At 37.5% G+C, this 26,239-nt stretch carries 30 protein-coding genes; 5 read left to right on the top strand and 25 right to left on the bottom strand.

All coding sequences use genetic code 11. The annotated features are described in order from the left end of the window. Positions 1 to 29 precede the first annotated feature (29 nt). Complete coding sequence (locus tag AC4BHP_RS01185) at positions 30 to 686, bottom strand: helix-hairpin-helix domain-containing protein (RefSeq protein WP_077248068.1); 657 nt, start codon at positions 684 to 686, stop codon at positions 30 to 32. Between the two features lie 98 nt (positions 687 to 784). On the opposite strand from AC4BHP_RS01185, the gene comER reads away from it, so the two are divergent. Beyond that, positions 785 to 1,615 (top strand): late competence protein ComER, encoded by an 831-nt coding sequence (gene comER / locus AC4BHP_RS01180; protein ID WP_490551107.1) that lies wholly within the window; start codon positions 785 to 787, stop codon positions 1,613 to 1,615. Positions 1,616 to 1,722: 107 nt separating this feature from the next. On the opposite strand, the gene AC4BHP_RS01175 is transcribed toward comER, so the two are convergent. Genes AC4BHP_RS01175 through AC4BHP_RS01140 form a run of 8 tightly spaced genes read right to left on the bottom strand, consistent with a single transcriptional unit; the run spans position 1,723 to position 6,787 of the window. Further along, on the bottom strand, positions 1,723 to 2,475 hold the full coding sequence (locus tag AC4BHP_RS01175) for a class I SAM-dependent DNA methyltransferase (RefSeq protein WP_139892600.1): 753 nt from the start codon (positions 2,473 to 2,475) through the stop codon (positions 1,723 to 1,725). Beyond that, positions 2,472 to 2,825, bottom strand: a complete 354-nt coding sequence (gene rsfS / locus AC4BHP_RS01170; protein ID WP_066105311.1) for a ribosome silencing factor — start codon at positions 2,823 to 2,825, stop codon at positions 2,472 to 2,474. Before rsfS ends, AC4BHP_RS01175 begins: the two co-directional genes overlap by 4 nt. After that, positions 2,826 to 3,398, bottom strand: coding sequence for a bis(5'-nucleosyl)-tetraphosphatase (symmetrical) YqeK (gene yqeK / locus AC4BHP_RS01165; RefSeq protein ID WP_066105314.1), 573 nt, complete (start codon positions 3,396 to 3,398; stop codon positions 2,826 to 2,828). Further along, positions 3,367 to 3,954 carry a nicotinate-nucleotide adenylyltransferase gene (locus tag AC4BHP_RS01160; protein ID WP_066105318.1) on the bottom strand — a complete coding sequence of 196 codons (588 nt, stop codon included), beginning with the start codon at positions 3,952 to 3,954 and terminating at the stop codon, positions 3,367 to 3,369. The genes yqeK and AC4BHP_RS01160 overlap by 32 nt, the downstream gene beginning before the upstream one ends. Before the next feature lie 33 nt (positions 3,955 to 3,987). After that, positions 3,988 to 4,281: a ribosome assembly RNA-binding protein YhbY gene (yhbY, locus tag AC4BHP_RS01155; protein ID WP_066105322.1), complete on the bottom strand. Its 294-nt coding sequence runs from the start codon at positions 4,279 to 4,281 to the stop codon at positions 3,988 to 3,990. Continuing rightward, positions 4,282 to 5,112 (bottom strand): shikimate dehydrogenase, encoded by an 831-nt coding sequence (aroE, locus tag AC4BHP_RS01150; RefSeq protein ID WP_139892601.1) that lies wholly within the window; start codon positions 5,110 to 5,112, stop codon positions 4,282 to 4,284. An 11-nt stretch (positions 5,113 to 5,123) separates the two neighbouring features. Beyond that, entirely contained in the window at positions 5,124 to 6,245 is a 1,122-nt protein-coding gene (yqeH, locus tag AC4BHP_RS01145; RefSeq protein WP_395940461.1) for a ribosome biogenesis GTPase YqeH, read from the bottom strand. Continuing rightward, positions 6,233 to 6,787, bottom strand: a complete 555-nt coding sequence (locus AC4BHP_RS01140; protein ID WP_175354283.1) for a YqeG family HAD IIIA-type phosphatase — start codon at positions 6,785 to 6,787, stop codon at positions 6,233 to 6,235. Before AC4BHP_RS01140 ends, yqeH begins: the two co-directional genes overlap by 13 nt. 349 nt (positions 6,788 to 7,136) lie before the next feature. Between AC4BHP_RS01140 and AC4BHP_RS01135 the strand changes: the two genes are divergently transcribed. Continuing rightward, positions 7,137 to 7,268, top strand: a complete 132-nt coding sequence (locus AC4BHP_RS01135) for a sporulation histidine kinase inhibitor Sda (protein ID WP_066105330.1) — start codon at positions 7,137 to 7,139, stop codon at positions 7,266 to 7,268. A gap of 63 nt (positions 7,269 to 7,331) precedes the next feature. Here the strand turns inward: AC4BHP_RS01135 and AC4BHP_RS01130 are convergent, their stop codons facing one another. The 3 genes from AC4BHP_RS01130 to sigK form a co-directional block, all read right to left on the bottom strand. After that, positions 7,332 to 8,111: a phosphatidylserine decarboxylase gene (locus tag AC4BHP_RS01130; protein ID WP_066105333.1), complete on the bottom strand. Its 780-nt coding sequence runs from the start codon at positions 8,109 to 8,111 to the stop codon at positions 7,332 to 7,334. 170 nt (positions 8,112 to 8,281) lie between these two features. Beyond that, positions 8,282 to 10,537: an MMPL family transporter gene (locus tag AC4BHP_RS01125; RefSeq protein ID WP_140461993.1), complete on the bottom strand. Its 2,256-nt coding sequence runs from the start codon at positions 10,535 to 10,537 to the stop codon at positions 8,282 to 8,284. A gap of 82 nt (positions 10,538 to 10,619) precedes the next feature. Further along, positions 10,620 to 11,336, bottom strand: a complete 717-nt coding sequence (gene sigK / locus AC4BHP_RS01120) for an RNA polymerase sporulation sigma factor SigK (protein WP_066105338.1) — start codon at positions 11,334 to 11,336, stop codon at positions 10,620 to 10,622. 170 nt (positions 11,337 to 11,506) lie between these two features. On the opposite strand from sigK, the gene AC4BHP_RS01115 reads away from it, so the two are divergent. After that, positions 11,507 to 11,674, top strand: coding sequence for a hypothetical protein (locus AC4BHP_RS01115; protein ID WP_180350008.1), 168 nt, complete (start codon positions 11,507 to 11,509; stop codon positions 11,672 to 11,674). 378 nt (positions 11,675 to 12,052) lie between these two features. On the opposite strand, the gene AC4BHP_RS01110 is transcribed toward AC4BHP_RS01115, so the two are convergent. The 6 genes from AC4BHP_RS01110 to mtnN all read right to left on the bottom strand — a co-directional run bounded on the left by AC4BHP_RS01110 (position 12,053) and on the right by mtnN (position 17,856). Then, complete coding sequence (locus tag AC4BHP_RS01110; RefSeq protein WP_077248070.1) at positions 12,053 to 12,187, bottom strand: YrzI family small protein; 135 nt, start codon at positions 12,185 to 12,187, stop codon at positions 12,053 to 12,055. A 311-nt stretch (positions 12,188 to 12,498) separates the two neighbouring features. Next, the gene (locus AC4BHP_RS01105; RefSeq protein WP_140461992.1) at positions 12,499 to 14,181 is read right to left on the bottom strand and encodes an amino acid ABC transporter ATP-binding/permease protein; all 1,683 of its coding nucleotides are present in this window, start codon (positions 14,179 to 14,181) and stop codon (positions 12,499 to 12,501) included. Beyond that, the gene (locus AC4BHP_RS01100) at positions 14,178 to 15,902 is read right to left on the bottom strand and encodes an ABC transporter ATP-binding protein/permease (protein WP_066105343.1); all 1,725 of its coding nucleotides are present in this window, start codon (positions 15,900 to 15,902) and stop codon (positions 14,178 to 14,180) included. The genes AC4BHP_RS01105 and AC4BHP_RS01100 overlap by 4 nt, the downstream gene beginning before the upstream one ends. Next, positions 15,899 to 16,282, bottom strand: a complete 384-nt coding sequence (locus AC4BHP_RS01095) for a DUF454 family protein (protein ID WP_066105347.1) — start codon at positions 16,280 to 16,282, stop codon at positions 15,899 to 15,901. Before AC4BHP_RS01095 ends, AC4BHP_RS01100 begins: the two co-directional genes overlap by 4 nt. A gap of 475 nt (positions 16,283 to 16,757) precedes the next feature. Further along, complete coding sequence (locus AC4BHP_RS01090; protein ID WP_490551104.1) at positions 16,758 to 16,970, bottom strand: YrhC family protein; 213 nt, start codon at positions 16,968 to 16,970, stop codon at positions 16,758 to 16,760. A gap of 190 nt (positions 16,971 to 17,160) precedes the next feature. Further along, complete coding sequence (mtnN, locus tag AC4BHP_RS01085) at positions 17,161 to 17,856, bottom strand: 5'-methylthioadenosine/S-adenosylhomocysteine nucleosidase (protein WP_139892605.1); 696 nt, start codon at positions 17,854 to 17,856, stop codon at positions 17,161 to 17,163. A 152-nt stretch (positions 17,857 to 18,008) separates the two neighbouring features. On the opposite strand from mtnN, the gene AC4BHP_RS01080 reads away from it, so the two are divergent. Together AC4BHP_RS01080 and AC4BHP_RS01075 are read left to right on the top strand one after the other, a co-directional pair. Continuing rightward, a complete protein-coding gene (locus tag AC4BHP_RS01080; RefSeq protein ID WP_066105356.1) occupies positions 18,009 to 18,215 on the top strand; it encodes a DUF2536 family protein in 207 nt (68 codons plus the stop codon). Positions 18,216 to 18,664: 449 nt separating this feature from the next. Continuing rightward, entirely contained in the window at positions 18,665 to 19,036 is a 372-nt protein-coding gene (locus AC4BHP_RS01075; protein ID WP_490551103.1) for a hypothetical protein, read from the top strand. Positions 19,037 to 19,169: 133 nt separating this feature from the next. On the opposite strand, the gene AC4BHP_RS01070 is transcribed toward AC4BHP_RS01075, so the two are convergent. From AC4BHP_RS01070 to AC4BHP_RS01040, 7 genes are all read right to left on the bottom strand, one after another. Next, positions 19,170 to 19,868, bottom strand: a complete 699-nt coding sequence (locus AC4BHP_RS01070; RefSeq protein ID WP_225983610.1) for a YrrS family protein — start codon at positions 19,866 to 19,868, stop codon at positions 19,170 to 19,172. Positions 19,869 to 19,955: 87 nt separating this feature from the next. Beyond that, positions 19,956 to 21,737: a penicillin-binding transpeptidase domain-containing protein gene (locus tag AC4BHP_RS01065; RefSeq protein WP_066105371.1), complete on the bottom strand. Its 1,782-nt coding sequence runs from the start codon at positions 21,735 to 21,737 to the stop codon at positions 19,956 to 19,958. Positions 21,738 to 21,855: 118 nt separating this feature from the next. Then, positions 21,856 to 22,332 carry a transcription elongation factor GreA gene (gene greA, locus AC4BHP_RS01060; RefSeq protein ID WP_066105374.1) on the bottom strand — a complete coding sequence of 159 codons (477 nt, stop codon included), beginning with the start codon at positions 22,330 to 22,332 and terminating at the stop codon, positions 21,856 to 21,858. Positions 22,333 to 22,590: 258 nt separating this feature from the next. Then, the gene (udk, locus tag AC4BHP_RS01055; protein ID WP_066105382.1) at positions 22,591 to 23,223 is read right to left on the bottom strand and encodes a uridine kinase; all 633 of its coding nucleotides are present in this window, start codon (positions 23,221 to 23,223) and stop codon (positions 22,591 to 22,593) included. Between the two features lie 2 nt (positions 23,224 to 23,225). Next, positions 23,226 to 24,497 (bottom strand): peptidase U32 family protein, encoded by a 1,272-nt coding sequence (locus AC4BHP_RS01050; protein WP_066105385.1) that lies wholly within the window; start codon positions 24,495 to 24,497, stop codon positions 23,226 to 23,228. A gap of 21 nt (positions 24,498 to 24,518) precedes the next feature. Continuing rightward, positions 24,519 to 25,448 carry a peptidase U32 family protein gene (locus AC4BHP_RS01045; RefSeq protein WP_066105387.1) on the bottom strand — a complete coding sequence of 310 codons (930 nt, stop codon included), beginning with the start codon at positions 25,446 to 25,448 and terminating at the stop codon, positions 24,519 to 24,521. Continuing rightward, positions 25,445 to 26,098 (bottom strand): O-methyltransferase, encoded by a 654-nt coding sequence (locus AC4BHP_RS01040; RefSeq protein WP_066105391.1) that lies wholly within the window; start codon positions 26,096 to 26,098, stop codon positions 25,445 to 25,447. The genes AC4BHP_RS01045 and AC4BHP_RS01040 overlap by 4 nt, the downstream gene beginning before the upstream one ends. Positions 26,099 to 26,239 lie beyond the last annotated feature (141 nt).

Here is a 26,239-nt window from a genome sequence, read left to right as displayed (position 1 = left end):
ATTGTATCCTTCCTACAACTATTCTTTTCTTACTTAACAGTTATTAATTCCCTGAGCTTTTCAAATGTTTTATCACCTATGCCTGTAACTTCCTTCAAATCTTCAATCGTTTTGAATGATCCAAGTTCTTCCCGTTTTTGTAAAATCGCTGTCGCTTTACTCGGACCGATTCCCGGAAGTTCCTGCAGTTCTTCAGATGTTGCTTTATTCAAATTAATTGTACCATCCCCCTTGGCCGCTGAGACTGTATTCCCTGAACTTTCCCCAGCTGTATGATTAGAAGCCTCTGCTGTCTCACCCTTGATTGGGATATAGATGACCATTTCATCCTCTACTAATTGCGCCATATTCACTTGCTTACTATCAGCCCCATTTTTCAATCCACCTGCTTTTTGAATGACATCCGTTACTCGATCCCCCTTCAAAAATTCATATACACCAGGTTTTTGAACGGCACCCTTCACATCAACCTTATAAGTAGCACTCACCTCAGGTTCTGCCACCAGTTTTTCCGTATCTTCATTCTTTTTTTCTATTGCACTCTCCTCCGTCCAATTTATTTCACTTTGTTCGATTTGCCCATCTTCAGATTGCATATTCCAAAAGAAGAGTGCAGCACAGGCTACGCCTGCACCTGCTAGTAGGATTCCATTTCGCCTGATAAACTGTACGATTTTCTCATTCATTTAATTTACGCTCCTCTTCATATTTGATATTTACTTGCATAAATTTGTTATAAGGAATAGTGGATATCGTGATATTTATCCAATAAGGAGGATTTATAATGATTACCGGCATAATTGGCACAGGTAATATGGGAACCATCTTAATTCAAAGTTTAATTGGGTCTTCGGCCGTTGCAGCAAAGGATGTAATCATCATGAACAGGACTAAACACAAAGCCCAATCCCTGGCTGTTGAATTACCAGGAATCCATACAGCACACACAAGTATTGAACTTGCAAAACAAGCGGATTTAATCTTTTTATGTGTAAAGCCGCATGAAATGTATCCATTAATTGAAATTCTTGAACCTCATCTAAGTTCGGATAATTGCATTGTTTCCATCACAAGTCCAATCTCCATCAAACAATTGGAAGCTGTCGTCCCCTGCTCATGCGCTAGATTTATTCCATCTATTACCAATCGTGCCTTGGCAGGCGCAACACTGCTGACATTTGGTGAATCCTGCAGTCCATATTGGCGGAACCAACTTCAGCAGATGGCAGCAGCAATTTCAAAGCCGCTCGAAATCGACAACAAATATACCAGAGTATCCTCAGATATTGTTAGCTGCGGTCCGGCTTTTTTTAGTTTTATTGCAATAAACTTTATCGAAGCTGCGGTTGATCATACGGGAATAAGCACTGAAGAAGCCACCCAGCTAACCGAATCAATGCTGATTGGGCTCGGTGAATTATTACGTCAGCAGCATTTTTCATTGCCTGCTTTGCAAGAAAAGGTGTGTGTGAAAGGCGGTATTACAGGTGAAGGTATCAAAGTGCTGGAAAGTGAATTAGGTGAGGTTTTTAGTCATGTTTTTCAGGCTACGCATCGAAAATTTGAAGAGGATTTAAAGGGAATTGAAAATCAGTTTGGGGTTTCATATCATTAATTCTAATCATATTATAAAAGTCCTTTACGAAAACAAAGGTATTTATGAAAACATTGTGTCAACATAACTAAAAAACCAGGAAAATCACGTTTCCTGGTTTTTTTACATTATTTCCTTTTACAAACAAAGAAGATTCGATCGGCCTCATCAAGGGAATTTCCTCCGAAGTCACCCATCAGTTCCACAAGCTCAAATCCAATCTCATCAAGCCAAGTTTTATACATATCGATCGGGTATGTACGTTGAAAATGATCTTCATCAAACCGGTTATACGCATCAAGCTCATGATCATAAACATAGAAAGTCAACTCATGTACGACACTGTGAGGAATATCTGTCCCTTTCCACGCATTCCAGATATAGGAAATATCATCTCCATTATCTGCATAGGTTTGATCACTAAAAAAAGTGGACATTTTTTTCACAGAATGAACATCAAAGATAAATAAACCATCCTCTTTCATATGGTTCAAAACACCTTTAAAAGTATCCTTTACATCATTCTCATCACCAAGATAATTTAATGAGTCACAAAAGATGACAACTATATCATATAGATTCAATCCTTCTAAAGCTCGCATATCCTGGTGATAAAACGGGATGTCATGCTGATTCTCGCTTGCTTTTTGAATTGCCACAGCCAGCATTTCTTCTGATAAATCAACGCCGGTTGGCTGGAAGCCTGCTTCTTTCAAACGAATAGCAAGCTCACCAGTCCCACATCCAATATCAAGAATTGATTTTTCATCTAATTGATATTTTCGGGCAATTTTTTTTAAAAACTCAACCCATTCCTGATAGGGAGCATCTTTCATTAAGTAATCATAAACATAAGCAAAGTTTTGATAACTTACATTCATATATTAAGTTCCTGCAATGATACTTCTGGGGCATCTCCCCATAATCTTTCCAATTTATAGTATGAACGATCATCTTTATGGAAAATATGCGCTACAACATCGCCCATATCAACTAGAACCCAACGCGCTTCATCAAAGCCTTCCATTCGGCGGACTGTCGCTCCGTTTTCTTCGACTTTTTCCTTCATTTCGCGTGCAATTGCTTGTACTTGTTTGTCTGAGTTACCGTGGCAAATAATGAAGTAATCAGAAATCAACGAAATTCCCTTCATATCCAAAACGAGTATCTCTTCTGCTCTTTTGTCATCAGCTGCTTTTGCAGCTACCTCTAATAATTCTTTACCATTCATTTAATTGTTCCTCCCTATCTGCTTTGCAAGATCGTTATAGGCATGGAAGGTATCCGGATAGATTGTTTGATTTTTTTTAATCAAAAATGTGATTGTATTTCCCATTGCCTGAAGCACAGCTTTATCCAGGCTTAGTAAGGACAACGCTCTCACTTCATCTACTCCAGGGAAACTTCTCCCAGGCTCTATATAATCAGCCAAATAAATGATCTTATCAAGCATACTCATTCCGACACAGCCCGAAGTATGGTTTTTGATTGCTGAAAGGATTTCTTCATCATGAAGATTTGCTTCTTTCTTAACTAAAACCGCTCCAACCGGTGCATGCCATAATTCAGTATTATATTCCAATAAATCCTGGGGTAATTGCTCATTCTTAATGATTTGTTCCATCTCATCCAGAGGACGATATTTGGCATAATCATGAAAGATTGCTGCCAATTTAGCTTTTTCTATATCTGCACCGTACCGTTCTGCCAATTCCTGAGCACTTTCCAATACACCCAATGTATGAATATATCGTTTATCAGGTAATTGCTGCCTAACGATTTCCAATGCTTTTTGTTGATCCATATAACTGATTCTCCTCAATATATATCTTTACCGCATCAGGAACCAAATATTTGATTGTCTTTCCATTGCTTATTTTTTCACGAATCCACGAAGAGGAAACAGCGATTTCCGGAATATCCACCAATGTGACAGGATAGGATGTCTCAGTACTGTAACCAGGGCGTTTAACACCTGTAAAGCGGACTAATTTACTCAATTCATCTATTTGTTTCCACTTCGGTAAATATTCAATCATATCAGCACCGATAATGAAATAAATTTCTGAGTTTGTATCCCGTTCTTTCAGGAGTTTAATGGTATCTATCGTATATGATGGCCCATTTCTTTCCCATTCTATTGTATCAATCATAAAACATGGATTACTACCGATTGCTAATGTAAGCATATCCAAGCGCTCTTGATTAGACGTTGAAGTTTTGGTTTTATGCGGGGGCACATTATTAGGCATAAAACGTACCTCATCCAAATCTAATTGCTCCCTAACCTCATTTGCAATAATTAAATGACCGATATGAGGGGGATCGAATGTTCCGCCTAAAATACCAATTTTTTTCATATAGTGTGCCCCCTTCCCTAAATAGGAATTTAATTATGATGGAAGAATAATTTGTTTGTTTTCTCTTGATTCTTTATATAAAACAATCGTATTACCAATGACTTGAACCAATTCCGCACGTGCACCTTTTGAAAGCTGTTCAGCCACCGTATCACGGTCCTCTTCGCAGTTTTGCAAGATGCTGACCTTGATAAGCTCACGAACTTCAAGAGCCTCACCAATTTGTTTAATCATATTTTCATTCACTCCGCCTTTTCCAACCTGGAATATCGGTTGAAGGGAATGTGCCTTCGAACGCAAAAATCTTTTTTGTTTACCTTTTAACATTTATGATCCTCCTAATTGTTGTAAAACTAATTGTTTCATTCTTTCTGTATCCGGCATAACACCTGTCCATAACTCGAAAGCCAGTGCTCCCTGGTTTACAAACATATCCACACCGTTTTGAACCTTATTACCTCGGTCTTTTGCCTCTTTTAAAATTTTGGTTTCAAGAGGGTTATAAATAATATCACACACAACTGCATTTTGATTTAGTTCTGTCAGAGAAAGTGGTGATGCATGTACGTCTGCTAACCCAACCGAGGTTGTCTGAATAATAATATCATATTGGCCGAGAGAGCTCTCTGCTTCTTTCAGGCTGATTGCTCTCGAATTTATATTCCCATGATAATCTGCCAGCAACTGTTCTGCTGAAATATGAGTCCGATTGGCGAGATCGATTTTTGCTACACCTGTTTTAGCCAGTGCAAAATAAATTCCTCTTGCCGCACCGCCTGCACCAATAATCAAGACATTTTGACCATCTATACGATCGGTTATAGTCAGCAGTCCTTTAATAAACCCAGGACCATCCGTATTGTACCCATATAACAGTCCATCCTTTATGACAACAGTGTTAACAGCACCAACTTCATTTGCAAATTCGTCTAAGACATCGATATAAGGAATAATGCGACTTTTAAAAGGTACCGTTACATTAAATCCGCCGGCCCCCAAAGCTTTCATTCCCTCGACTGCCTGTTGTAGCTCAATATCCTCAACACAAAACGGCAAATATACTCCATCTACTAAATATTTATCAAATGCATCATTATGAATAAGCGGAGACATTGAATGCTCAATTGGATTCCCTAATACCCCGAACAGCTTCTTCATTTTACTCTCCTTTAAATCAATGATTTACGGATCGTCACTTGCACTCCTTTAGGAACATGTGCGGAAATAACTGCTCCCGGCTTGTTAATCGTTACCCAGCCCAGACCAGAAAATACGATGTCTGTCTTCCCTTCTTTTATAGAGAATTGGTGAGCTACTAGCGGTGGAAAATCATCTAATTCAGAAGGATGCGGCGGTACCAATAATTCGCCTACATGTGTTTTGTACAGCTCGTCTGCTTTTTCTAATTTCGTCCGGTGGATATTTAACTCATTGGACAAATAACAAGTAAATGAATTCCGTTCACCCTGAATAAAGTCAAATCGAGCCAAGCCACCGAAAAAGAGAGTTTGGCCAGCATTCAATTGAAAAACTCTTGGTTTAATCTCTTTCTTTGGAGTAATCACTTTTAAATCTTCTTTACCCACAAAGTGAGCCATTTGATGGTGATTAATGATTCCAGGCGTGTCTATTAACGCTCTTTCATCATCCAGTGGAATTTCGATAATATCCAGAGTTGTTCCTGGGAAGTATGAAGTCGTAATCACATTTTCTTCACCACTGCCCTGTTTAATAATACGGTTGATAAAAGTGGATTTACCGACGTTTGTACAGCCTACGACATATACATCACGTCCCTCACGCAATTCCTCTATACGCTCCATTGCTTCTTCAATTCCATGTCCTTTAGCACCGCTGACAAGCATAATATCAACAGGATGTAAGCCAAATTCAGCCGACATGTGCTTCATCCAGGTAATCAGCTTATTAGGCTTGACTGATTTCGGTAATAAATCACTCTTATTACCGATTAAAACAACTGGATTATGGCCGACAAATCGTTGAATTCCCGGCAGCCAGCTTCCATTAAAATCAAATATATCCACTAATTTGACGATTAAAGCATCCTTACTTCCAATTCCATTCAGAATTTTTAAAAAGTCGTCATCCGTTAGGGATACATCTTGTACCTCATTATAGTGTTTAAGTCGGAAACATCTTTGGCAAATGATTTGTTCTTTTTGAAGTGAGGAAGATGGTGCATATCCTATTTTTTCAGGATGCTCCGTTTGAATAGTCACACCGCATCCCACACAGCTAATTTGTTCTTTTTCCAAGTCTAGTCCTCCCATGTTATCTGTCCTTTTTTACGGAACCATGTTAATATTCTGCGTTCAATTTTACGATTTATTTTAGTTGTCCAGCCATCTGTTTGAGCAACAGGAACGACAAGGATTGTTTGAAACCCGTTACGATTGCCGCCCAACACATCGGTTAAAAGCTGGTCACCGATCACGACTGCTTCTTCTCTTTTAATACCCATAATCTCTACAGCTCTTCTGAATGCAGCTCCCATAGGTTTTTTCGCTCTAAAAATAAAGGGGATTTGAAGTGGATCAGCAAAGGACTTTACACGTAGTTCACTGTTATTGGACACAATTGTCACTTTAATACCATGTTGCTTCATCATTTCAAACCAAGCAATCAGTTCTGGCGTGGCAAGAGGACGATCCCATTCCACAAGGGTATTATCAAGGTCTGTAATAATCCCCTTTATACCATTATCTTTTAATTCCTGAGGTTTGATTTCATAAATACTTTTAACATGCTTGGAAGGTAAAAATGCTTTTATCACTCTATACACCTCTATTAATTCTTTTTCACCGCTATCCATCATAACGGATATTTTAATTTATGTCATAGCCAAATAGCTAAATTTGATGAAAAGTGCAGTCGAAATATAAAACCTTTCGACACATTGCGCCATTATTTAAATCTGTGGATAAGTTTATGCACATCACTAACAGATCATTTACCTTTTTATACGATATGTTTTCCCGATAAAAATTATAGATACACACAATTTACCCACAAGTTATACACCTATCCCTGTGGATAACAGAACGGTTGTTCCATCCTCTTGATTCTGTTAAATTAAGGGTACACCAAGGCAAACTACTAATATATTGTCGTTGCCACCCATTTAGAACAGTAAATTGGAGGTGAAGCCGCAAGGCAAAATAATGCAAAAACTACCAGATGATCTTTTAATTGAATCATATTACAAAGCCAGGCATTTAAACTTAAGCCAAGAATTTATCCGTCTAATTGAAAGAGAAATTGACAGGAGATCCTTATCTTATAAAATATTTTAAGCAGAGCCAAACTCATTTGTATCATGCGCCCTGGTTAAGATCCAGGGCAATTTTTTTGTATTATTATTTTATATACCCTATTGTCTCACCGACATGTACTGGTTGCGGCAAAGCACCTGTTATGTATGGAGTAAAGGTTTCCTTCTCAAATAATAGAACCACGGTTGAACCGAAAGAAAAATACCCGATTTCTTCCCCTTTATGTAGAGTATCCCCCGAATGTGTTCTCTCTATTGAATTAACAAACATGGCACCAACCTTTACAACAGATAGAAATCCTCCGGCATGCTGGATTTCTGTGATTTCACGGTAATTTTTTGATAGAGGGTATTTACCTAATGTCATCCCCCACTTGTTGACTGGATATGACTTTCGTCCAAGAGTACTTTTCCGTGTAACCAATCCCTCAACTGGAGAGTGAATACGATGATAATGGCTTGGACTTAAATATAGTACCATATATCTGCCGCCTAGATATTTTTCTGTATCTTTTGTGTTCCCAAGCATTTCCTCAACTGAATATACCTTCCCTTTCACCTGGAAAGAAGAATCTTCATGGATGGGCCCACTATCCTCCAATACGGCATCTACAGGACTGACAACAGTCCCCTCCTCATGATTAATTTCGCGCGCTCCATTTATTAAAGCCCTTGTAAAAAAGTCATGCAGGGATGTGTATTCCTGAATGGGACGATCCATCTCAGTCAAATTAATTTTGTATTGCTTTGCAAAAGATGGGATTATCCGCCTGCTTGCTTTAGAGTTTGCAAATTTTCTTAAAAGGGAAGAAGTCCATCTGCCATTGGTTAATTCGATTAATAATTGATATACCTTTTCCTTCACTTTCTTCACCTATTTTCTTGTTATATAGCTACTCACATTTAGCTATCTTTCGATTGGATATAAAATTAACAAAAACACCCATGACGATTGAGGGTGTTTGTCTCTACTTAGTTTACTATTCCTTTAAAGGAAGGGAAAGATTTTTCTTACTGATACAGTCAAGTATATCATCATTTCAATTTAAATCGTCTCTTCATCCTCGGAAACCACCAATTCCATTTTCCCATCATTTTCAAGAGGATTGGAACAAGGATTAACCTAATAATCGTCGCATCCAATAAAACAGCAATCGCTAAAGTAAAGCCCAGCTGTTTAATTTCTAATACGCGTGTCAGGATAAATGAAATAAAAACAATGATCATAATTAAGGCAGCCTGGGTAATAAAAGGACCTGTAGATTCGATTCCCCTTGCTATTGATTCTTCATTATCGTGGGATGATTCCCATTCTTCTTTAATCCTTCCGACTAAAAATACCTCATAGTCCATAGAAAGTCCGAACAAAATTGCGAAGGTTAATACAGGCAAATAAGACTGTATAAATCCTGGAGAAGTAAATTGAAGATACTCTTCTCCCCATCCAAATTGAAAGACTAAGACTGTCATTCCGCATGCTGCTGTTACACAAATAATATTTAATAGAATTGCTTTTATTGGAATAAAAATGCTCTTAAAAGCAATTACCAAGAAACAATAGGAAATCATTAAAACAACCACAATGACGATGGGTGTTTTTTTTGCTGTTTCTTCATGCAAATCATTCACTTGAGCTGTAAGCCCTCCAATATAAAGGCTCCCTTCATTCACCTGTTTCTCAAACCGCTCATTTAGCTTAGAGACAAAAGTTTTTGCTTCAGTAGAATCTGGGGCATATTTCAACGTAATCATTACAGGGGCTACATTAAAATCGTCATTAATCAAAAAACTGGTATATTCCTTAAGTTCAGGTAGTTTTATTAATTCTGCTACCTCATTGTATGTATCATCATCACCTAAAAGATTGTCAGTCAATTCTGTAATAGATGAAACCATTTGGACCTCATCAAAGGTTTTGAGGATATCTCCAACAGTCGAAATTTCCTTAAGCTCTTCCATACTGAACCGACTACCTGAAGCCTTCTTTACCAGGAGAACCGGTGAGTATAGACCGGACACAAACTTATCCTCTAAAAGCGTATTTCCTCTTCCAGATGGATAATCCTTTAAGGCATCTTGATTAAGCCCTATTCCCAAATGCATCTGCAATAATGGAGCGGTCAATGCTGCTAGAATAAGCAAACTCCCAATTAAATAAGGAAGTGAGTACTTCATGATATGCTTTGTCCATCGATACAGATATTTTCTCTGATTAGTCTTCTTTTTATATGGTATGGAGAAACTGTTCAGACGATGTCCAAGCAAACATAATAATGAAGGTAAAAAGGTAAGTGTCAGCAACAATAATATAAATAAAACAGCAAATGTGCCCACTGTTAAATTAAGAAATAATTTTGCATGAACAAGAGGGAGTCCGATTAATGAAATCATAACCGTCAACCCAGATAAAAATATAGACTTTCCGCTTGTGGCAATGGCTATGGCGATTGCCTGATGAGAATCATTTTGTTGAAGTTCCTCCCTATATCTAATAATCAAAAATAAAGAATAATCAATTCCTATTCCCAGTCCAATCATCGTGACTACACTTGGTACAATAATGTCAAAATCCTGATATCCCGAAAGACTTAAACATGCAAAGGTAAGAACTACCGCCATTCCTCCTAACATAATCGGGATTAAAGCCGCTGTAAGAGAACCAAATGCAAATAAAAGAACCACAAGAACAAAAGGCATGCCCAATTTTTCCGCAAAGGTAAGATCCCGCTTTTCCATATGGGTCAAATCCTTTATTGTCGGAGTGGCCCCTGTCAAATATAGTTCAAGCCCACCCTTCTGCGCATCCAAATATTCACTAAGTACATCAATCGTTTCTAAAACCCGACCTTTATTCCCTTCAATAAAAAGTAACGCGTAACAAGTGTGCAAATCCTTTGAAACTTGATTCTCCCCCTCCAGCAGAGGGTTCTCCATCGGATTTGCAACTACAGTTACCCCTTCTATCTTTTGGATTTCAGCCAGAACATTATCTACCGGTTCGTAAAATTTTTGTTCATTTACTTTCCATTGATTCGAATGAAAAACAAGAAAATTTTGTTCACCCATATCATCTGCAAAGTTATGCTCCATTAATTTTTGAGTTAGTTCTGATTGTGAACCTTTTACATTTAATTGCGGTGGTGAAAGATGGTTAAAAAAAGATGGTATTAGCATTATTCCGCCAAGAAACAGTAATCCCCAAACTAGCAGGATAACTTTATAATATTGAATGACCTTACAGCCAAAACGGTAAAAATAAGAAGAATTATGTTGGGGTTTAGATTCGTGCATATTGACACCTCAATTTTTTGAGCGTGACAATATTATTTCCTTTTAACGAAAAAAACGGACAAGTATCTTTTGCCCGTTTTGACTATTTTTTCTTCCTTTTTTCTTTCTCTGCTCGATAAAATTCATGGAACATTTTCATTAATGCTCTCTTTTCAATTCTTGAAACATAGCTGCGAGATATACCCAGTTCTTTCGCTATCTCTCTTTGTGTCTTTTCCTTTTTTAGATCTAGGCCAAACCTGCCAACAATAACCTCCTTTTCACGGTCCTCAAGCACATCAATATACTTCTTCACTTTTTCAAGTTCCATATTAAGCTGAATTGTGTCAATTACATCCTCAGACTCAGACTTCAATATATCAAGCAATGAAATTTCATTTCCCTCTTTATCCTGGCCAATCGGGTCATGCAACGAAACATCTTTTTTTGTTTTTTTTATCACTCTTAGATGCATCAAAATTTCATTTTCTATACAGCGGGCCGCGTATGTAGCAAGTTTCGTGCCTTTACCTGAGGAATAAGATTCGATTCCCTTGATTAAGCCAATCGTTCCGATTGAAATGAGATCCTCAGTATCTTCCCCAGTATTTTCAAACTTCTTTACAATGTGAGCTACAAGCCTTAGGTTATGTTCAATTAATAAATTCCTTGCTTCCGCATCTCCTTCCGCCATTCTTTCAATACATTCCCTTTCTTCCTTTGCTGATAATGGTTGAGGAAATGCATTGTTTTTAACATAGGAGACGAGAAAAACCAATTCTTTAATAAAATAGCCAAACGTTGCTAAAACTCCTGCCAATTAAATCAGCTCCTCACTGTTTCCAACCAGTTAGACTATTAGATATGTATGACAGCAGCCTCTATCCCTTGCCTGTCCTTCTGAAAATAAGATATTTGATTTATGCCCAACCATATAAGCAATCATCCCATATTATAATAATAATCTACGGTATATAAGGAGGTGCACCTATGTATCCTTATCATTTTGGAGGACCCAGTTGCGGTTGGGGCTATCCTCCTCCACCATGCCGAAATGGGTATGGCGCCGGATTTGCGATCTTAATTATTCTATTCATTTTATTATTCCTCTTTGGCTTTTGGGGTTTCTGGAGCGGGGGATACCTTGGTCCTAAATAAAGAAAAAAACTTATGCTCTGCATAAGTTTTTTTCTTCTTTTTATAATTCTATAGTTGTGATATCAGCTACAATGACAAATGTGATTGTAACGGCAGTAGCAACCCCCATTACGAATAATAACATGGTAACCAACCCCTTATTCTTCCCATTTACCTAAATTTAACATAATAAAGGGGTGTCCCAAGCGACGTGATGTGAAGAATAATTGACTAATTCTTTACAGGAATGTGAACAGTTCGTTATGCACTATCCTTATTAATCCAGAAAAATTTTGATGTCTTTACTATCATATTGCTAGTCATATCTATCGCCTTCCTTCCGATTGAGCAAATTTTTTTGGACCGGTCAACCTTCGCATACTCGAGTATGGAATATAATTAATAGAATTTATTAATTATAGTTGTTTTTCGATCAAGTATTTCATTTTCCGCCTGACGTATTGAAACGTATTCAGACCTGCCCAATTTATTTGACTTGATTGTAACCGTGAACAGAATCATATTAAAGGTCATGCAATTACCTCCTTAAGCTTCAAATCATCGGTGTTTTTAGCACACTTTATCAATATATTCATCACACCACCAATATAGAACTAAAATTGTATAAAAATCCTATAGTTTAATTTACTATTTTTCACCAAAATATAGACCATTACAGACCTTTAGAAAACCAGAATGGGTAAGTATCTACATATCATAAATTTTAAACAAAGCAAAAAGCCGCAGAAAATTATTCTGCAGCTCTAATGCCAGGCTGTTTTGTCCAAGTTGTTCATGAACCGACAAGTGTTTAAGTGTGTCTTGATATCATCCCACTGCCCATATTACGCATTCTTACAATGCTGGCATTCCATTTCGTTTATTTGTCCATTGCTCACTTCAAAAATACGGTCTGCCATAGCCAGTACCTCCGGATGATGGCTGATGAGAATAACAAGTTTATCTCCCGCATGGGCTTTAATGGCCTGAAGAATGGAGGATTCATTCAACGCATCAAGATTGGTCGTAGGTTCATCCAGGATGAAAACCGAGGCATCATCCAGGAATAATCTGGCCAACGCTAATCGTTGGAGCTGTCCACTTGAAAGATTTTCACCGAATTCTTGAAGATGTGTATCCAATCCTTCTGGAAGACTTTTTATAAATTGATACAATCCTGCTTTCTCACAAGCATCCCAAATTTCTTCATCCTTATATTTTTTATACATCGTCAGATTCCGGCGCAAGGTATCCGAAAATACAATTGTATGAGCATCAACCATACTGAAATGATTCCGGTAAGAATCGGCATCATACTCCTCGGCTGGCACTCCATTTAATAGTATGGTACCTTTCGTAACTGGAATATCCCGCAGCAGTAATGAAATCAATGTTGATTTCCCCGTACCATTATCTCCCCTGATGCCAATAATTTCTCCTATTCTCCATTCAAAATTAACGTTTTTATATAAATGTTTGCCTTTTTCATACTCAAATTGAACATCTTTATATTTAATATTACCAATATGGACGAGTTCACGACTGCCTCCCTCATTTACCTCAGGAGTAATATTCATGATTCCTAAGACACGTTTAGCACTGGAAAATGTATGAACAAGGCTCGAGCTAAGCTGCGATAAAGCTAGTGCAGGACCAAAGGAAGAATAAAGCAGCAGCATAGCTAAAAGCCCTGTACCTGCATCCACTTTACCAATTCCGTATAAATAAATAGATATACCAATTTGTATAAACACTGAAAGGTATAATGCCCCATCCGTCAATGCCTTGAGTAGACCTTCATGTTTCTTAAGGGACAAAGTAGAATTATTTAATTCCTCACTATATTCGTCAATTTGATTAATTGTCTGTTGCTCCTGTCCAAAAATGTACAGTTCCTTCAACCCTTTTAATCGATCAAGGATATATTGACTTTGCATGCCAAATTGAACACGATAAGCTTCTCCTGCTTCTTGTCCGCTTCTGTACACACTTTTCGGAACAACATAGCTTATTAACAAATATGAGAACAACGCTGCAACAGCATAAAATGGATGAAAAGACCAAAAAATCGCCAGATAAACAATTCCTGTGATAAAGCTAATACAAACAGGAGCTACTGTGTGCGCATAAAACACTTCAAGCATTTCTACATCCTTAGTAATAACATTCATAAGCTCCCCTTTTTGAAAGCTCATTAATTGCCTATTCCCAAGCTTTCCAAGGGATCTAAAGATATGAAACCGGATAGTAGCCAGAAGCCTAAATGCAATGTAATGGGTCATATATTGCTCGCACAGACGAAAAACAGCACGCATTATACCTGCTGTAATAATCATAATCAGCAACAGTCTTCCATTTCCAAAGTCCTTAAGGCCCATTACATCCAAGAAAGCCATCCCTCCTATAAGACTTATGGCTGAAACCGCCAAATAACCTAATGTACCAAGAAGGATTGTCAGCATCATATGTGGAATAAGCGGCTTTAATATTTTCATTAATTGAATCAAATTCTTTCCGCTGCTAATCATACTGCACACCTTCCGATTGATTGTTGTTCTTCAAATAGCTCTGCATAAATGTTCCCATTGTTCATAAGTGTTTGATGATTGCCTTGTTCAGCTATTTTTCCATTGGAGAATACATAGATTTGATTTGCATCTACTAAACGCTGCAAGTGATGGGTAATCATGATAACCATTTTTCCCTGACGGCTGATTCTTTGAATAATATCAAGAATATCATCTTCACTACTACGGTCGATATTGGCAGTAGCTTCATCAAAAATAAACACTTTAGGATTCTTTAACAGCATTCGGGCAATTGCTAATTTTTGGCGCTGTCCGCTTGAAAGATTCGTCCCTCCGCTTTGAATTTTATAATGAAGGTTAGCAGCAAATTGATCTAGCTTCACAAACCTAATAATCTCTTCTGCCTCTTCTACCTCCAAAGTTGGTTTAGCCATCATTAAATTAGAAAAAATCGTACCTTCAAAAATATAGGAACGGTTACTGACACAGCCAATCAATCGATGCACCTGATCAATAGGCAGTTCCGCTAAAGATGTCCCACCGATTTCAATTGTTCCATTTTCCGGTTCAATGAAACGTTGCAGAATATGTGTAATAGTCGTTTTTCCTGCACCAGAAGCACCTGCAATTCCCGTCACCTCGCTTTGCTTGATGACAAGATTGCAATCCTGCAAAGCCGGTTTTTCAGCATATGGATAAGTATAGGTTATATTTTTAATGCATAAATCTCCTGTGATATCCTTATGAACAGCTGGTTCTTCTTTTTGCGAGTCAATTTTTAAAATGGAGGATAATAAATTCAAGGCACTCGTACCATTCATACCTACATGAAAATAGGATCCCAACAGTCGAAATGGTACAAAAAATTCAATCGCCAGCAGAGAAAAACAGATAAAGCCAGTTAAACTTAAGTTTCCATTTTTATAGGCAATCACTGAGCAGACGATTCCCAAAGCTGCTCCTAAATAGGCGATTAAATCCATAATGGTGATAGATTGCAATTGCATCCTAAGCACCTTCATCGTCATATAGCGGAATTCCTCTGCTTCCTTATTCATAATCTCTCCGTATGCCTTTTCTCCGTTATAAATTTTTAAGGTGCGCAGTCCCTCTACACCTTCAACGAACTTTTTACCAACATCCAAGTATTTATTCCAATATGTTTTAAAAATTCTCTTTCCAATTTTTACGCCGGCCACAATGGCAACCGGAATTAAAAAACCACTGATCAACAACATAAGCGCAATTTTCCAATTCAATTTTGCCATTACCACAAATAGCAGGACAGGAGTCAACAGGCTATAAAAAAATTGCGGCAGATAACGACTGTAATAAACATCGATATTCTCGATACCTTCTACCGCGAGCTGGCTAATTTTACTGATTTCCAGTTTGGTAATCTCTTGAGGGGTCAGTGAAAGAAGCTTTTCAAACAGTTCTCTCCGTACCTTATGCTTTAGCTCAAATGATGTATAATGTGTGAGCTTTGTCGAGTAATAATGACAGCCGAACTTTATAGCTATAATCAATCCAATATATAAAATGTAGTACATATCCATAACGATATTATGAACATAGAACAAGGCAGAAAATAATTCCGCAATCTCAAATACAATCACTATATTTATAACAACATTCAATAATTGCAATAATGTAACTTGAACCAAAACAGGGATGATTCCATACTTTTTTGCATAAATCATCATTTCTTTTTGAATCATATTTGTTGCACTTCCTCTTGATTATTAATCGTAGGAATTTTTATAAAAACAATCAATTTAACAACTGCCAACACGCATAGAACAATGCGAACGTGCAAATGATTGACCATTAAACCGCTGATTAGAAGTAATAAATACACGGTTAGTAAAATCGTTAATTTTCTTCTTAAAGTAAGACCACCATCCCTTTGGTAGCTCACTACATATTTTTCGTAAAATGACTGTTTCTTCAGCCAGTTTTCACATTTAACTGAATTACCAGCGAATAAAATTGCTGTCAGTAATAGTAAAGGTGTCGTTGGTAAAATAGGAACTGCGATTCCAATTAAACCAAACAATAGAGATATCCATCCCAATCCCAGTAAAATTAGTTTTTTCATCTGTCTTCCCCCACTAAATATGTATCAATACAAGCCATACTATAGAGCCTAACCCTCCAACTATATGAACGGCCGTACAATTTTTTTGTTTCTTTAAAAAAGGAATTATTGCTGTCAGAGCAATGATAAGCATATAAATGATATAACCAAATAAATTAGAACTCATTTGAAATAAATATATAAATATACTTATCAAGGCTATACAACCACTCCATCTATGAGTAAGTTTTATCGGTCTATTCTTTTTAAACAGGTGTAAAACCCCAAAGAATAAGCAAATAAAAAAAGAAAGTTTATGTAATGTCAACAATATCATTAGAAACCACCCGTACATTATTATTTTGATATATTAATATTATTGATAATGATTATCAATGTCAATGATAAATTTATCAAGTACCTGTAAAGATTCTTGATTAAAAGATTATAAAAAAAAGCCAACTCATTAAATGAGTTGACCTGTATTTTATAGAATTTATTCTTCGTCTTGTATTAACTTCCCATATTTCTTGGATAAAGCAAAAAATAATGCGGATAACGCCAATACTCCAGCAGTAGCAAAAGTTAAGTATTCCTTTACTACTTTACTCATACCTTCCTTTGGCAATATGGATCCTAAAAAAAGAAATACAGCAAACATTAGGAGAGTTGTACCAAAACGTTTATAATCTATCATTTTCTCTTTCAAGGAAACTACCACCTTTCAAATAAACTAGTAATACAGTAACACGATATTCCTCCCTATGCTAATGTAAATAGTGGCAGGCGAACCACTAAAATATATGGACAGAATGGTATCAATAGTTATGAACAATCACATTATTTTTTTAAGAAAACAAAAAAGTTCTGTCTTAGTATTTCGACAGAACTTAAAAATTTTATTTTAATTCTTTTACAATTCCCATTGCCAGTTGAGCTGAATGCAATGCAGCCTTTTCCAGGAATTGATCAAATGATAAATCTGACTCTTTGCCAGCAATATCACTTAATGCGCGCGTTACTACAAATGGAACATTAAACTGATAAGCCACCTGCGCAATAGCGGCTGCTTCCATTTCAACTGCCTGCAGCTGTGGAAACTTTTCTCTTACAAATCGAACACGTTCAGGATCAGACATAAATACGTCACCGGTTGCGATTAACCCTTTTCCAACTCCAACCCCGTCTATGCCTGCGGCCACTTTCTCTGCAAGTGATACAAGCTTTTCATCAGCAATAAATGCTGCAGGTAATTGTGGAACCTGTCCGTATTCATAATCAAACGCCGTAACATCCACATCATGGTGACGTACCTCAGTTGAAATGACCATATCTCCTACATTTAATTCTGGGTTGTAGCCACCTGCTGAGCCAGTGTTGATGATAAAATCAGGCTTGAATTTTTCAAGAAGGACAGCTGTTCCCATGGCAGCATTCACTTTGCCAATACCGGATTTTAACAAAATAACATCCACACCAAACATCTGTCCAGTTGTATATTCTGTATTAGCAATGACAACAGACTCGGCACTTTCTATATTCTCACGCAAATAAGCAACTTCTTCTTCCATTGCGCCAATAATAGCAATTTTCATTAGTATTACTCCTTTATATTACAAAGATTAAAATGACATGTACCATTTTACCATAAATCATCTGCATAAACAGACCACTAATCCTTTATTGGAGCTAGAGTATTCTAGGCATTTTTGGTAGACTTAGTTTGAAAATGAAGGAGGCAAAAAAAGTGGAATTTAAATTAGAACTAATTGAAGACAAAGTTGAATTTTTCGAGGCATCCTCAATTCAAAACCTTGAAAAACAAATCCAGCAAAAAATAGATCAAAACAAAGCAATCATGCTATCCGTACACCACATATCCCACCAAATCCACACCACCCCCGAAGGCAAACCCATATACACAGCCGTAGTACACTATAAACTAAAAAGCTGAAGGGCCTTGTTCAGGAGTGAGAAGCATAAGACATAGGCTCGAAGGGGATGTTTCTCCCCCGTAGAGGCTATGCTTATGTCCCGAACTCCTAGGCCCTGAAGCTGGATTAACTAAAAAGCTGAGACGACTGTATTAAGGAACATAGACTAAAGACGCCACGTCCTGTGGCAACGTCTTTGTGACCAACATCCTGTTGGCCTCCGACAAGCATAAGAGGAGCTAGGAGTCGAAGCTGGATTAACTAAAAATCCAAAAACGGGTATATTAAGGAACAAAGACTAAAATCGTCACGTCCTGTGGCAACATCTTCATGACCTACATCTTTTAGGCCTCCGAAGCATAAGAGGAGGCACCGTAGGGAGCTTATTAGGGATTAAAGGCTTAAGTACCCTACTTCGTGCGGCAACGCCTTTATGACCTGCAGAAATGAATAATAGGAGGTGCTATATATGGGGAGAGAAATAAAGTTTGATGACGATAAGCAGGAACTGGTTTTAACTCTTACAGGTTTAACAACTTTTTTTGCTTTAAAACGAAAGATTCAAATGCCCTACCCTCTAATAAAAAATGTTTTAGTAGATTATTTCGACGCTCCTACACGGATGATACGGATGCCTGGTTCTTCTATTTCATTCTTAAATATTTATGAAGGAAGTTATAAATATCAGAATGAATGGTATTTTCTTTCATACAGCGGTAGGATACCGTTGGTCATCATAGAATTGCAAGGACATAAAAAGTATAGATATATTATTTTCCAATGTGAAAATCCCACAAAAACCGCATCCGAGATTCGAACACATTTAAGAGATATTGACTGACATGATACATCCTTTTTGAAATGGCTACGATTACCTCTTTGCATTTCCACTCTTCAAATTATCTGGATTTCCCTTAAAAGTAACAATCAAAAAAGCTGCCAAACACGGCAGCTTTAAAAGTATTTTTATTTGGTTAACTAGCTTTGTCATTCTTTATAAGTTTTTCTACCTTTGTCGGTTTCCATCCTTCACCATCAACCCATTCGATATATACACGATACGTGCTTGATCCATCTTTAGGTGATACAGTACCAATTGCCTTATTCGGTTCACCGCCATTTTGTAAATACCATAAGGTCATATTACTTTGATCTATGCCAGCTCCATAGGCAATGGCTTGCTCCATTTCATTCCAATCAGTGGAACCTTTCTCGTATTGTGTAACATGCTCTCCACTTTGTTCCGTACCTACTGGCTTCCATGAAGGATCAGAATACGCTTCTTCCACATTTCCATCAGAAGCTGTTTCTTCAACTTTCTCAGACTCTACTGCATCTTCAGATTCAGAGGAATCTTGATCAGCGTTTTGGTCTTGATCTTGGCCCTCTTCGTCCTCATTCTCAGATGCTTGCTCATCTTCATTCATTGCAGTTTCTTCTTTGTCAGCTTCCTCTTTGTCAGCTTCGTCTTCTTTATTGGTTGCCGATTGATTACTTTCAGGATTGGTATCAGCCTTCTGACTTGCCGGTTCATCATTATTACCTAAAAATATAGTAGCTCCCACAACGACAATAAGGAGAACGACAACTGTAATCAGTATATTGTAGACTTTGTTTACCTTTTTATCCTGACGTTTATCCATACGCGAAGGATATTTATCTTGCCTATCCATATACACTTCCTCCTCAAATTTATAATAAAGATTATTTTAACATGGATAGGTAATCACTAAAAGTTATTCAATTTTTCGTCATATTTTTTATTCCAGGCCTCTTTTTTGATTAATTGCATGTATCCCATTGACCATTTGTAAGTATAAAGGAGTTACCGCACCCGACTTGCTCGCTGTATCCAGATTTACAATCACCATCGCATATTTAGGTTTTTGAAAAGGAAAATAACCTGCAAACCATTTATTGTACATCTGTTTTGTTTTATCTTCCTTGGCCCCAATTTCTGCTGTTCCTGACTTACCAGCAACATCGTACTTGGCTGTATGTAGATTACCCGCAGTGGCATATTTCCCTGTTGTTGTTACTACTCCTCTTAATAATTGCTGTAGCTTGCTGGCTGTTATTTTTGAAATGGCTTTACCTTCTATAGGCTGCTCTTTGAAGGTGGCAATGGTTAATCCGTCATCATCGACCGCTTTAGTGGCAGCTCTAGCCATCATTCTTTCACCGCCTCTGGCAATCGTGGCCATCATATTGGCGATGGCAAGCGGAGTTACTTTTACATTTAGTTGACCAATCGATGTATTCGCCACAAAATTCTCATCCTTCTTCATGGAGGATTCTGTCCATATGACCCCAGATTTTTCTTCCGGCAGTTGTTTAATGAGAGATGTATGGAATACACTTCCATTCCACCCAATTGGTTGAATTAAGCCAAGCCGCTCAGCATACTCTTCAATAAGATTCGGATTTTTATCTGCCAATTCCTTTCCCAGAACTCCAAAAACTTGGTTGCTGCTTAATGCAAACCCTCGCTTAAAATCAACCATTCCTAGCAATCTTCCTGTATTTTTATCAACAGGTCGCCCTAAATGATCCAAATTACCGTTAAATTCTCTTCCATTCAGGTTTAGGCCTTCTTCTATGGCAGCAGCTGCTATAACCGTTTTAAATACGGAACCAGGAGTCTGTGGAGTAATCATTTGATTATGGTTACCCTCATTGTTTACATCTTTATTTACAAGCGGTGTGGAAAACATAGTCAGAATATCATTAGTCTCAACATCTAAAATGATGATTCCGCCTTTTTTCAGCCCACTATCATCAGCAACTTGTTCTGCAAGTTTTTGATAGTCCTGATCCAAAGTAGTCTGTATATTAATTCTTTCACCAGATTGACCTTCGTCCAAATAACGGATATCCACTCCAAACATTGGCAGTCCATTGGCTGCTTTGTGATAAACTAGTTTTTTACTGCCATTACCCTGCAGGAAGATCTGAAAGGCTTTTTGCAATCCTGTTTTCCCTACTTTTGTTTGATAATCAACCGGTGTATAGCCTATTTTATTAGCTTCATCTATTTCATTCTTATTTAATGTCAGGGACCCTAGAAGATGGCTTGCTGAAGGATTTGCTATAACCTCTCTCTTCTTTACACCTATAATACCTGGAATATGAAGATTGTTAATTTGCGCAATTTGGCTATCTGTTAATTCTGTTATACCTTTATTTTCATAAATAAATGGTTCCTCTTCACTCTTTAGCCTTTGTAGTAGTATTTCTTTCTCTATCTCAAGAATGTCTGCCACTTTATCTGCAGGCCAATCTAAATGTTTAACAAATGGAAAGAGTACTAACACCGATTTGTCCTGATAGGATATCGACTTACCTTCTCTATCAAGAAATCCACCTCTCCCATCATCCAAAGTGATTTCGTCAATTCTTTGTCTCACACTATTCTCTAATAAATTTACCCGGTGTTTGGAATATTCCTTTGGCTTCACTATCTGTATATGTACCAGCTTGGCTATTAATAAAGTAAACAGCAATAGAAAAATAATTCCTGTCCCCAATATTCTTTTTTTCATTTAACACACCCCTTACTGTTACCAGTTTCGACGGGGCTTGCCTATTTCAAACTATAATTGAACAAATAAAAAAGGCACCTAAAATAGGCGCCTTGCTGGTTCTTTCTTAAATTTCAAATTATTGAACGGATACGATTACGACTTCCATATCTCCACCTGGAGTAGAAACCGTTACTTCATCACCTGGTTTTTTTCCCATTAAACTGCGGGCAATAGGAGAATCATTTGAAATTTTATACTCAAATGGGTCAGCTTCTGCAGAACCGACAATTATATAAGTTTCTTCTTCACCATCAGGTAATTCTTTAAATGTTACGGATTTTCCTAATGTAACCGTTCCATCCTGAGATGCACCTGACTCAATAATTTGTGCATTTCTAATCATATTTTCAAGTGTAGTGATTCTTCCTTCAACAAATGCTTGTTCTTCTTTAGCAGAGTCATACTCAGAGTTTTCGGATAAGTCACCGAAACTGCGTGCAATTTTAATTCGTTCTACAACTTCTTTACGTTTAACCGTTTTTAAAAGTTCTAATTCTTTCTCTAATTTTTCTTTTCCCTCTTTAGTCATTGGGAATACTTTTTCAGTAGCCAAAAAATTTCACTCCTTCTGTACTTTCACCATGCAGCACCAACCGCTCCATGTGATCATGTGTATATATATGCACTTAATAACTATGTATATACCTTTATTGGTATAGGAATTGCGCGTTCTCAATCGAACGCGCAATTTACACTCATTGTTAGCTTAATTTCTTTTTATCGATTTGTCTATTAATTTTATCAAAATTTTTTCAAAAATGAGTAACTTTTTTGTTATTTTTATGGAAATTGGTGTAAAAACAAAATATTCCTATAAAAGGGATTTTTGCTCCAAAATCGTTTGGATTTTAGTACCAATTACATCAATAGCCACGTAATTGTGTCCGCCTTCAGGAATAATAATATCCGCATAGCGCTTAGTAGGCTCAATAAATTGGTTATGCATAGGACGTACCACAGATGTGTATTGTTCAATGACTGAATCAATTGAACGGCCCCGTTCTTTTATATCACGCATTAAACGACGTATTATACGAAGATCTGCATCGGTATCAACAAATAGTTTAATATCCATTATATCGCGTAATCTCTCATCTTCAAGTACCAAGATTCCCTCGAGAATAATAACGTCCTTAGGTTCAACAGGAATTACATCCTCAGAGCGTGTATGCATAGCATAATCATAAACCGGCTTTTCAATTGCTTCATAACGAAGCAATTTGTTGATATGCTCCAGCAATAGATCATTATCAAAAGCCAATGGATGATCATAGTTTGTCTTTAGTCGTTCCTCAAAAGGAAGATGGCTTTGATCCTTATAATAATAATCTTGTTCTAGAATCATGATGGAATGACCCTTGAATTTTTCATAGATTGCTTTTGTTACACTCGTTTTCCCTGAACCCGAGCCACCTGCAACCCCAATTACAATTGGCTTAGTCATTTTTAGTTGTTCTCCTTCCTCATCATATCATATGGATGAACCGGTTGATCGACTTTTAAGCGGACAGTCATAAGCGGATGTCTTGCAGCATCTAATTCATTGCCGTCCTCATCCCAGATTGTTCCGACTGTTTGCGTAAAGTTTTCGATATTAGGTCCGAAAAATTCAATTTCGTCTCCCGGTTTAAAGTAATTTCTTTGCTGTAACGTGACTATAGATGTATTTTCATCATACGATAAGACAAGCCCGGCAAAGTCATGCGTTGTTTTGTTATTATGATTGCCAAACATTTGCTCCTTATGGCTTGGTACACCTTCAAAGAATGCGGGAGCTGTTTCCCGATTCGCACACTTATTGAGCTCTGTAATCCATTCCTCTTTGAAAACAAAATTGTCCGGATCCGCACAATAAGTATCTATAACCTTGCGATAAACACTGACAACTGTTGCAATATAATGAATGGATTTCATACGGCCTTCGATTTTTAAGCTGTCGATTCCCATCTCTATCATAGTTGGGATGGATTCAACCAGTTTCAAATCTTTAGGACTCATCGCAAACGGTTGGTCTTCATCTTCAAATAATGGTTTTTCACCATCTTCCGTATTAGCGAATAAATGATAATCCCATCTGCATGATTGGCAGCAGCCGCCTCGATTAGAATCACGGGCTGTCATATGGTTAGATAGCGTGCAGCGCCCTGAATAAGCAATACACATCGCCCCATGAATAAAGGTTTCAATTTCAATATCAACCTTTTCTTTCATTAGCTTGATTTCTTCTCCACTCGTCTCACGTGCCAAAACAACACGATCCAGCCCTTCTTCTTTCCAAAACTGTACAGCTTTCCAGTTTGATAAGGATTGCTGTGTACTTAAGTGGATTTCCAGCTTTGGAGCAGCCTTTTTACAGGTCTCAATTATTAACGGGTCAGCTACTATAATACCTGTTACTCCAGCTTCTTCAATCCCTTTTAAATACTCCGGAAGTCCATCGATGTTCTCATTATGAGCAAAAATATTAGTGGTCACATATATTTTAGCGCCGTATTGTTTAGCAAACTCCACGCCTTCTTTCATTTCTGCCAATGAAAAATTTCCGGCATTGGAGCGCAATCCATATTCCTGACCGCCAATAAATACTGCGTCGGCACCATAACGGACAGCGATTTTTAATTTTTCCAGGTTACCGGCAGGAGCCAGTAATTCCGGTTTTTTTACAATAACGCGTTTTCCGTCAATAATCTCGGAAATTTTATTTTCTGACACGGACATTCGGTCATCCTCCATTCCCTGTTAATAAACAGTCTCCTTGAAAAAGAAGCCTGTATCCAGCGATCTGTTTGCCGGTTGAATTTCTTCAGCTTTCTGCAGCAGTTCTTCCTTCTTATCTTCGTATAGATCCGGATTCTCTGCATATAAATCAATTGCCTCGCGATACAATTTGGTTACTTCAATAAGATAGTCAGAATCCTTTAAGATTCCATCAATTTTAAAGGAGTCTACCCCAGCATCGAGCATTTCTGCCAATTCATCAATAATGCAAATATCATTCGGACTCATAATATGAGTGCCGTTTTCATCTTCAAAGATTGGGTATTTAGCGTTACGCTCAGGATCGTGCAGGAATAAGCTTTTTTGATCCTCCAGGCTATCCACTTTCATATTGCGGCCTTGGTAATTAAAGTAATTCCCGATAAGCGTCCGTTTTGACTGAAACATGGCTGTCATTCCATGCACCTGTACTTCAATCTCGACTTTGGCATGTTCTTTAATTTCAATGATAGCGTCCATATTAATTTCCCGGGCAAGGACTGCACGCTTAGCTCCTTTTGTTCCCCAGTAATTACACGTGAACCAGTTGGTCGCTGTTGTTTCTGTATTCCAATGCAGTGGCAGGTTCGGAGCTGCTTCACGAGCAGCCATCAAAACAGCTGGATCTCCAAAGATGACAGCATCAGCTTGATTGGCATCTAAGAAACGCAAATAATCGGACAGCTCGTCCACTTTCTCATTATGGAAGATGGCATTCATAGCCACATATACTTTCTTTCCTTTTGAATGGGCTAGCTGGATTGCTTCTTTAACAGCCTCTCTGTTAAATTCTCCAGCCAGTCTCAGTCCATAACGTTGTTCCCCTATAACAAATGCATCTGCACCTGCATCAATTAATGGGATGATATCTTCAACCTTAGTAGGTGTTAGTAATAGCTCAGGGGTTTTCATGCCTTTTCACCTCGTTTAATACTGATAGCCAAACCATCCCCGACAGGGATAATGACAGTATCAAAGTTTTCCTTATTCATGAGCCATTCATTATAGCCTTTTATTTTATTAACTAAATTTTTTGTTCGTTTAGATTCAATCTCTTCCTGTTCAAGAGCCACCAAGCCTTTAAAGAGAACATTATCGGAAAGGATAATTCCTCCCTCTGCCAAAGACTTTTCATATATTTCAAAGAAACGTTTATATTGTCCTTTAGCTGCGTCGATAAATATACAATCAAAAGGTCCTTCTGGAGAGACAGCTGATTCTGTCTCAAGGGCGTCACCTTTTATAATCTTTATTCTACTCTTCATGTCCGCTCTTTCAATAAAATGATGAGCTTTTTCAATACGTTCCTCATCTCTTTCAATTGTCAGTATTGAAGCTTCTGGCAGCGTATACGCCATTCGTAAAGCAGAATAACCAATTGCTGTTCCAATTTCTAAAATTTTTCGCGGCTTTTGGATTTTTAGAATCTGTAACATAGACTCCATACCGGTTAATTCCATAATCGGAACACCATTTTCCCTTGCATACTCTTCCATTTCACTTAATAAATCATTTCGGGAAGGTACAAGAGTCTGTAAATAGTGATCAAGATTCTTATTCATCCTTATTCCTCCAAACCCTGTACTTTGCTTAATTCAAAAAAATGAGAAAGCCAGGTGGCTTTCTTTAAATACATACACTATTTTTATGCACTTCGAATATTTTAGCATATTTAGGGGAAAGAAGCGAAACGTTTCTTCTCT

Source organism: Pradoshia sp. Z4_20, assembly GCF_058216035.1.
Note: the sequence above shows the minus strand (reverse complement) of the source record. Positions and strands in the feature narration are given on the sequence as shown.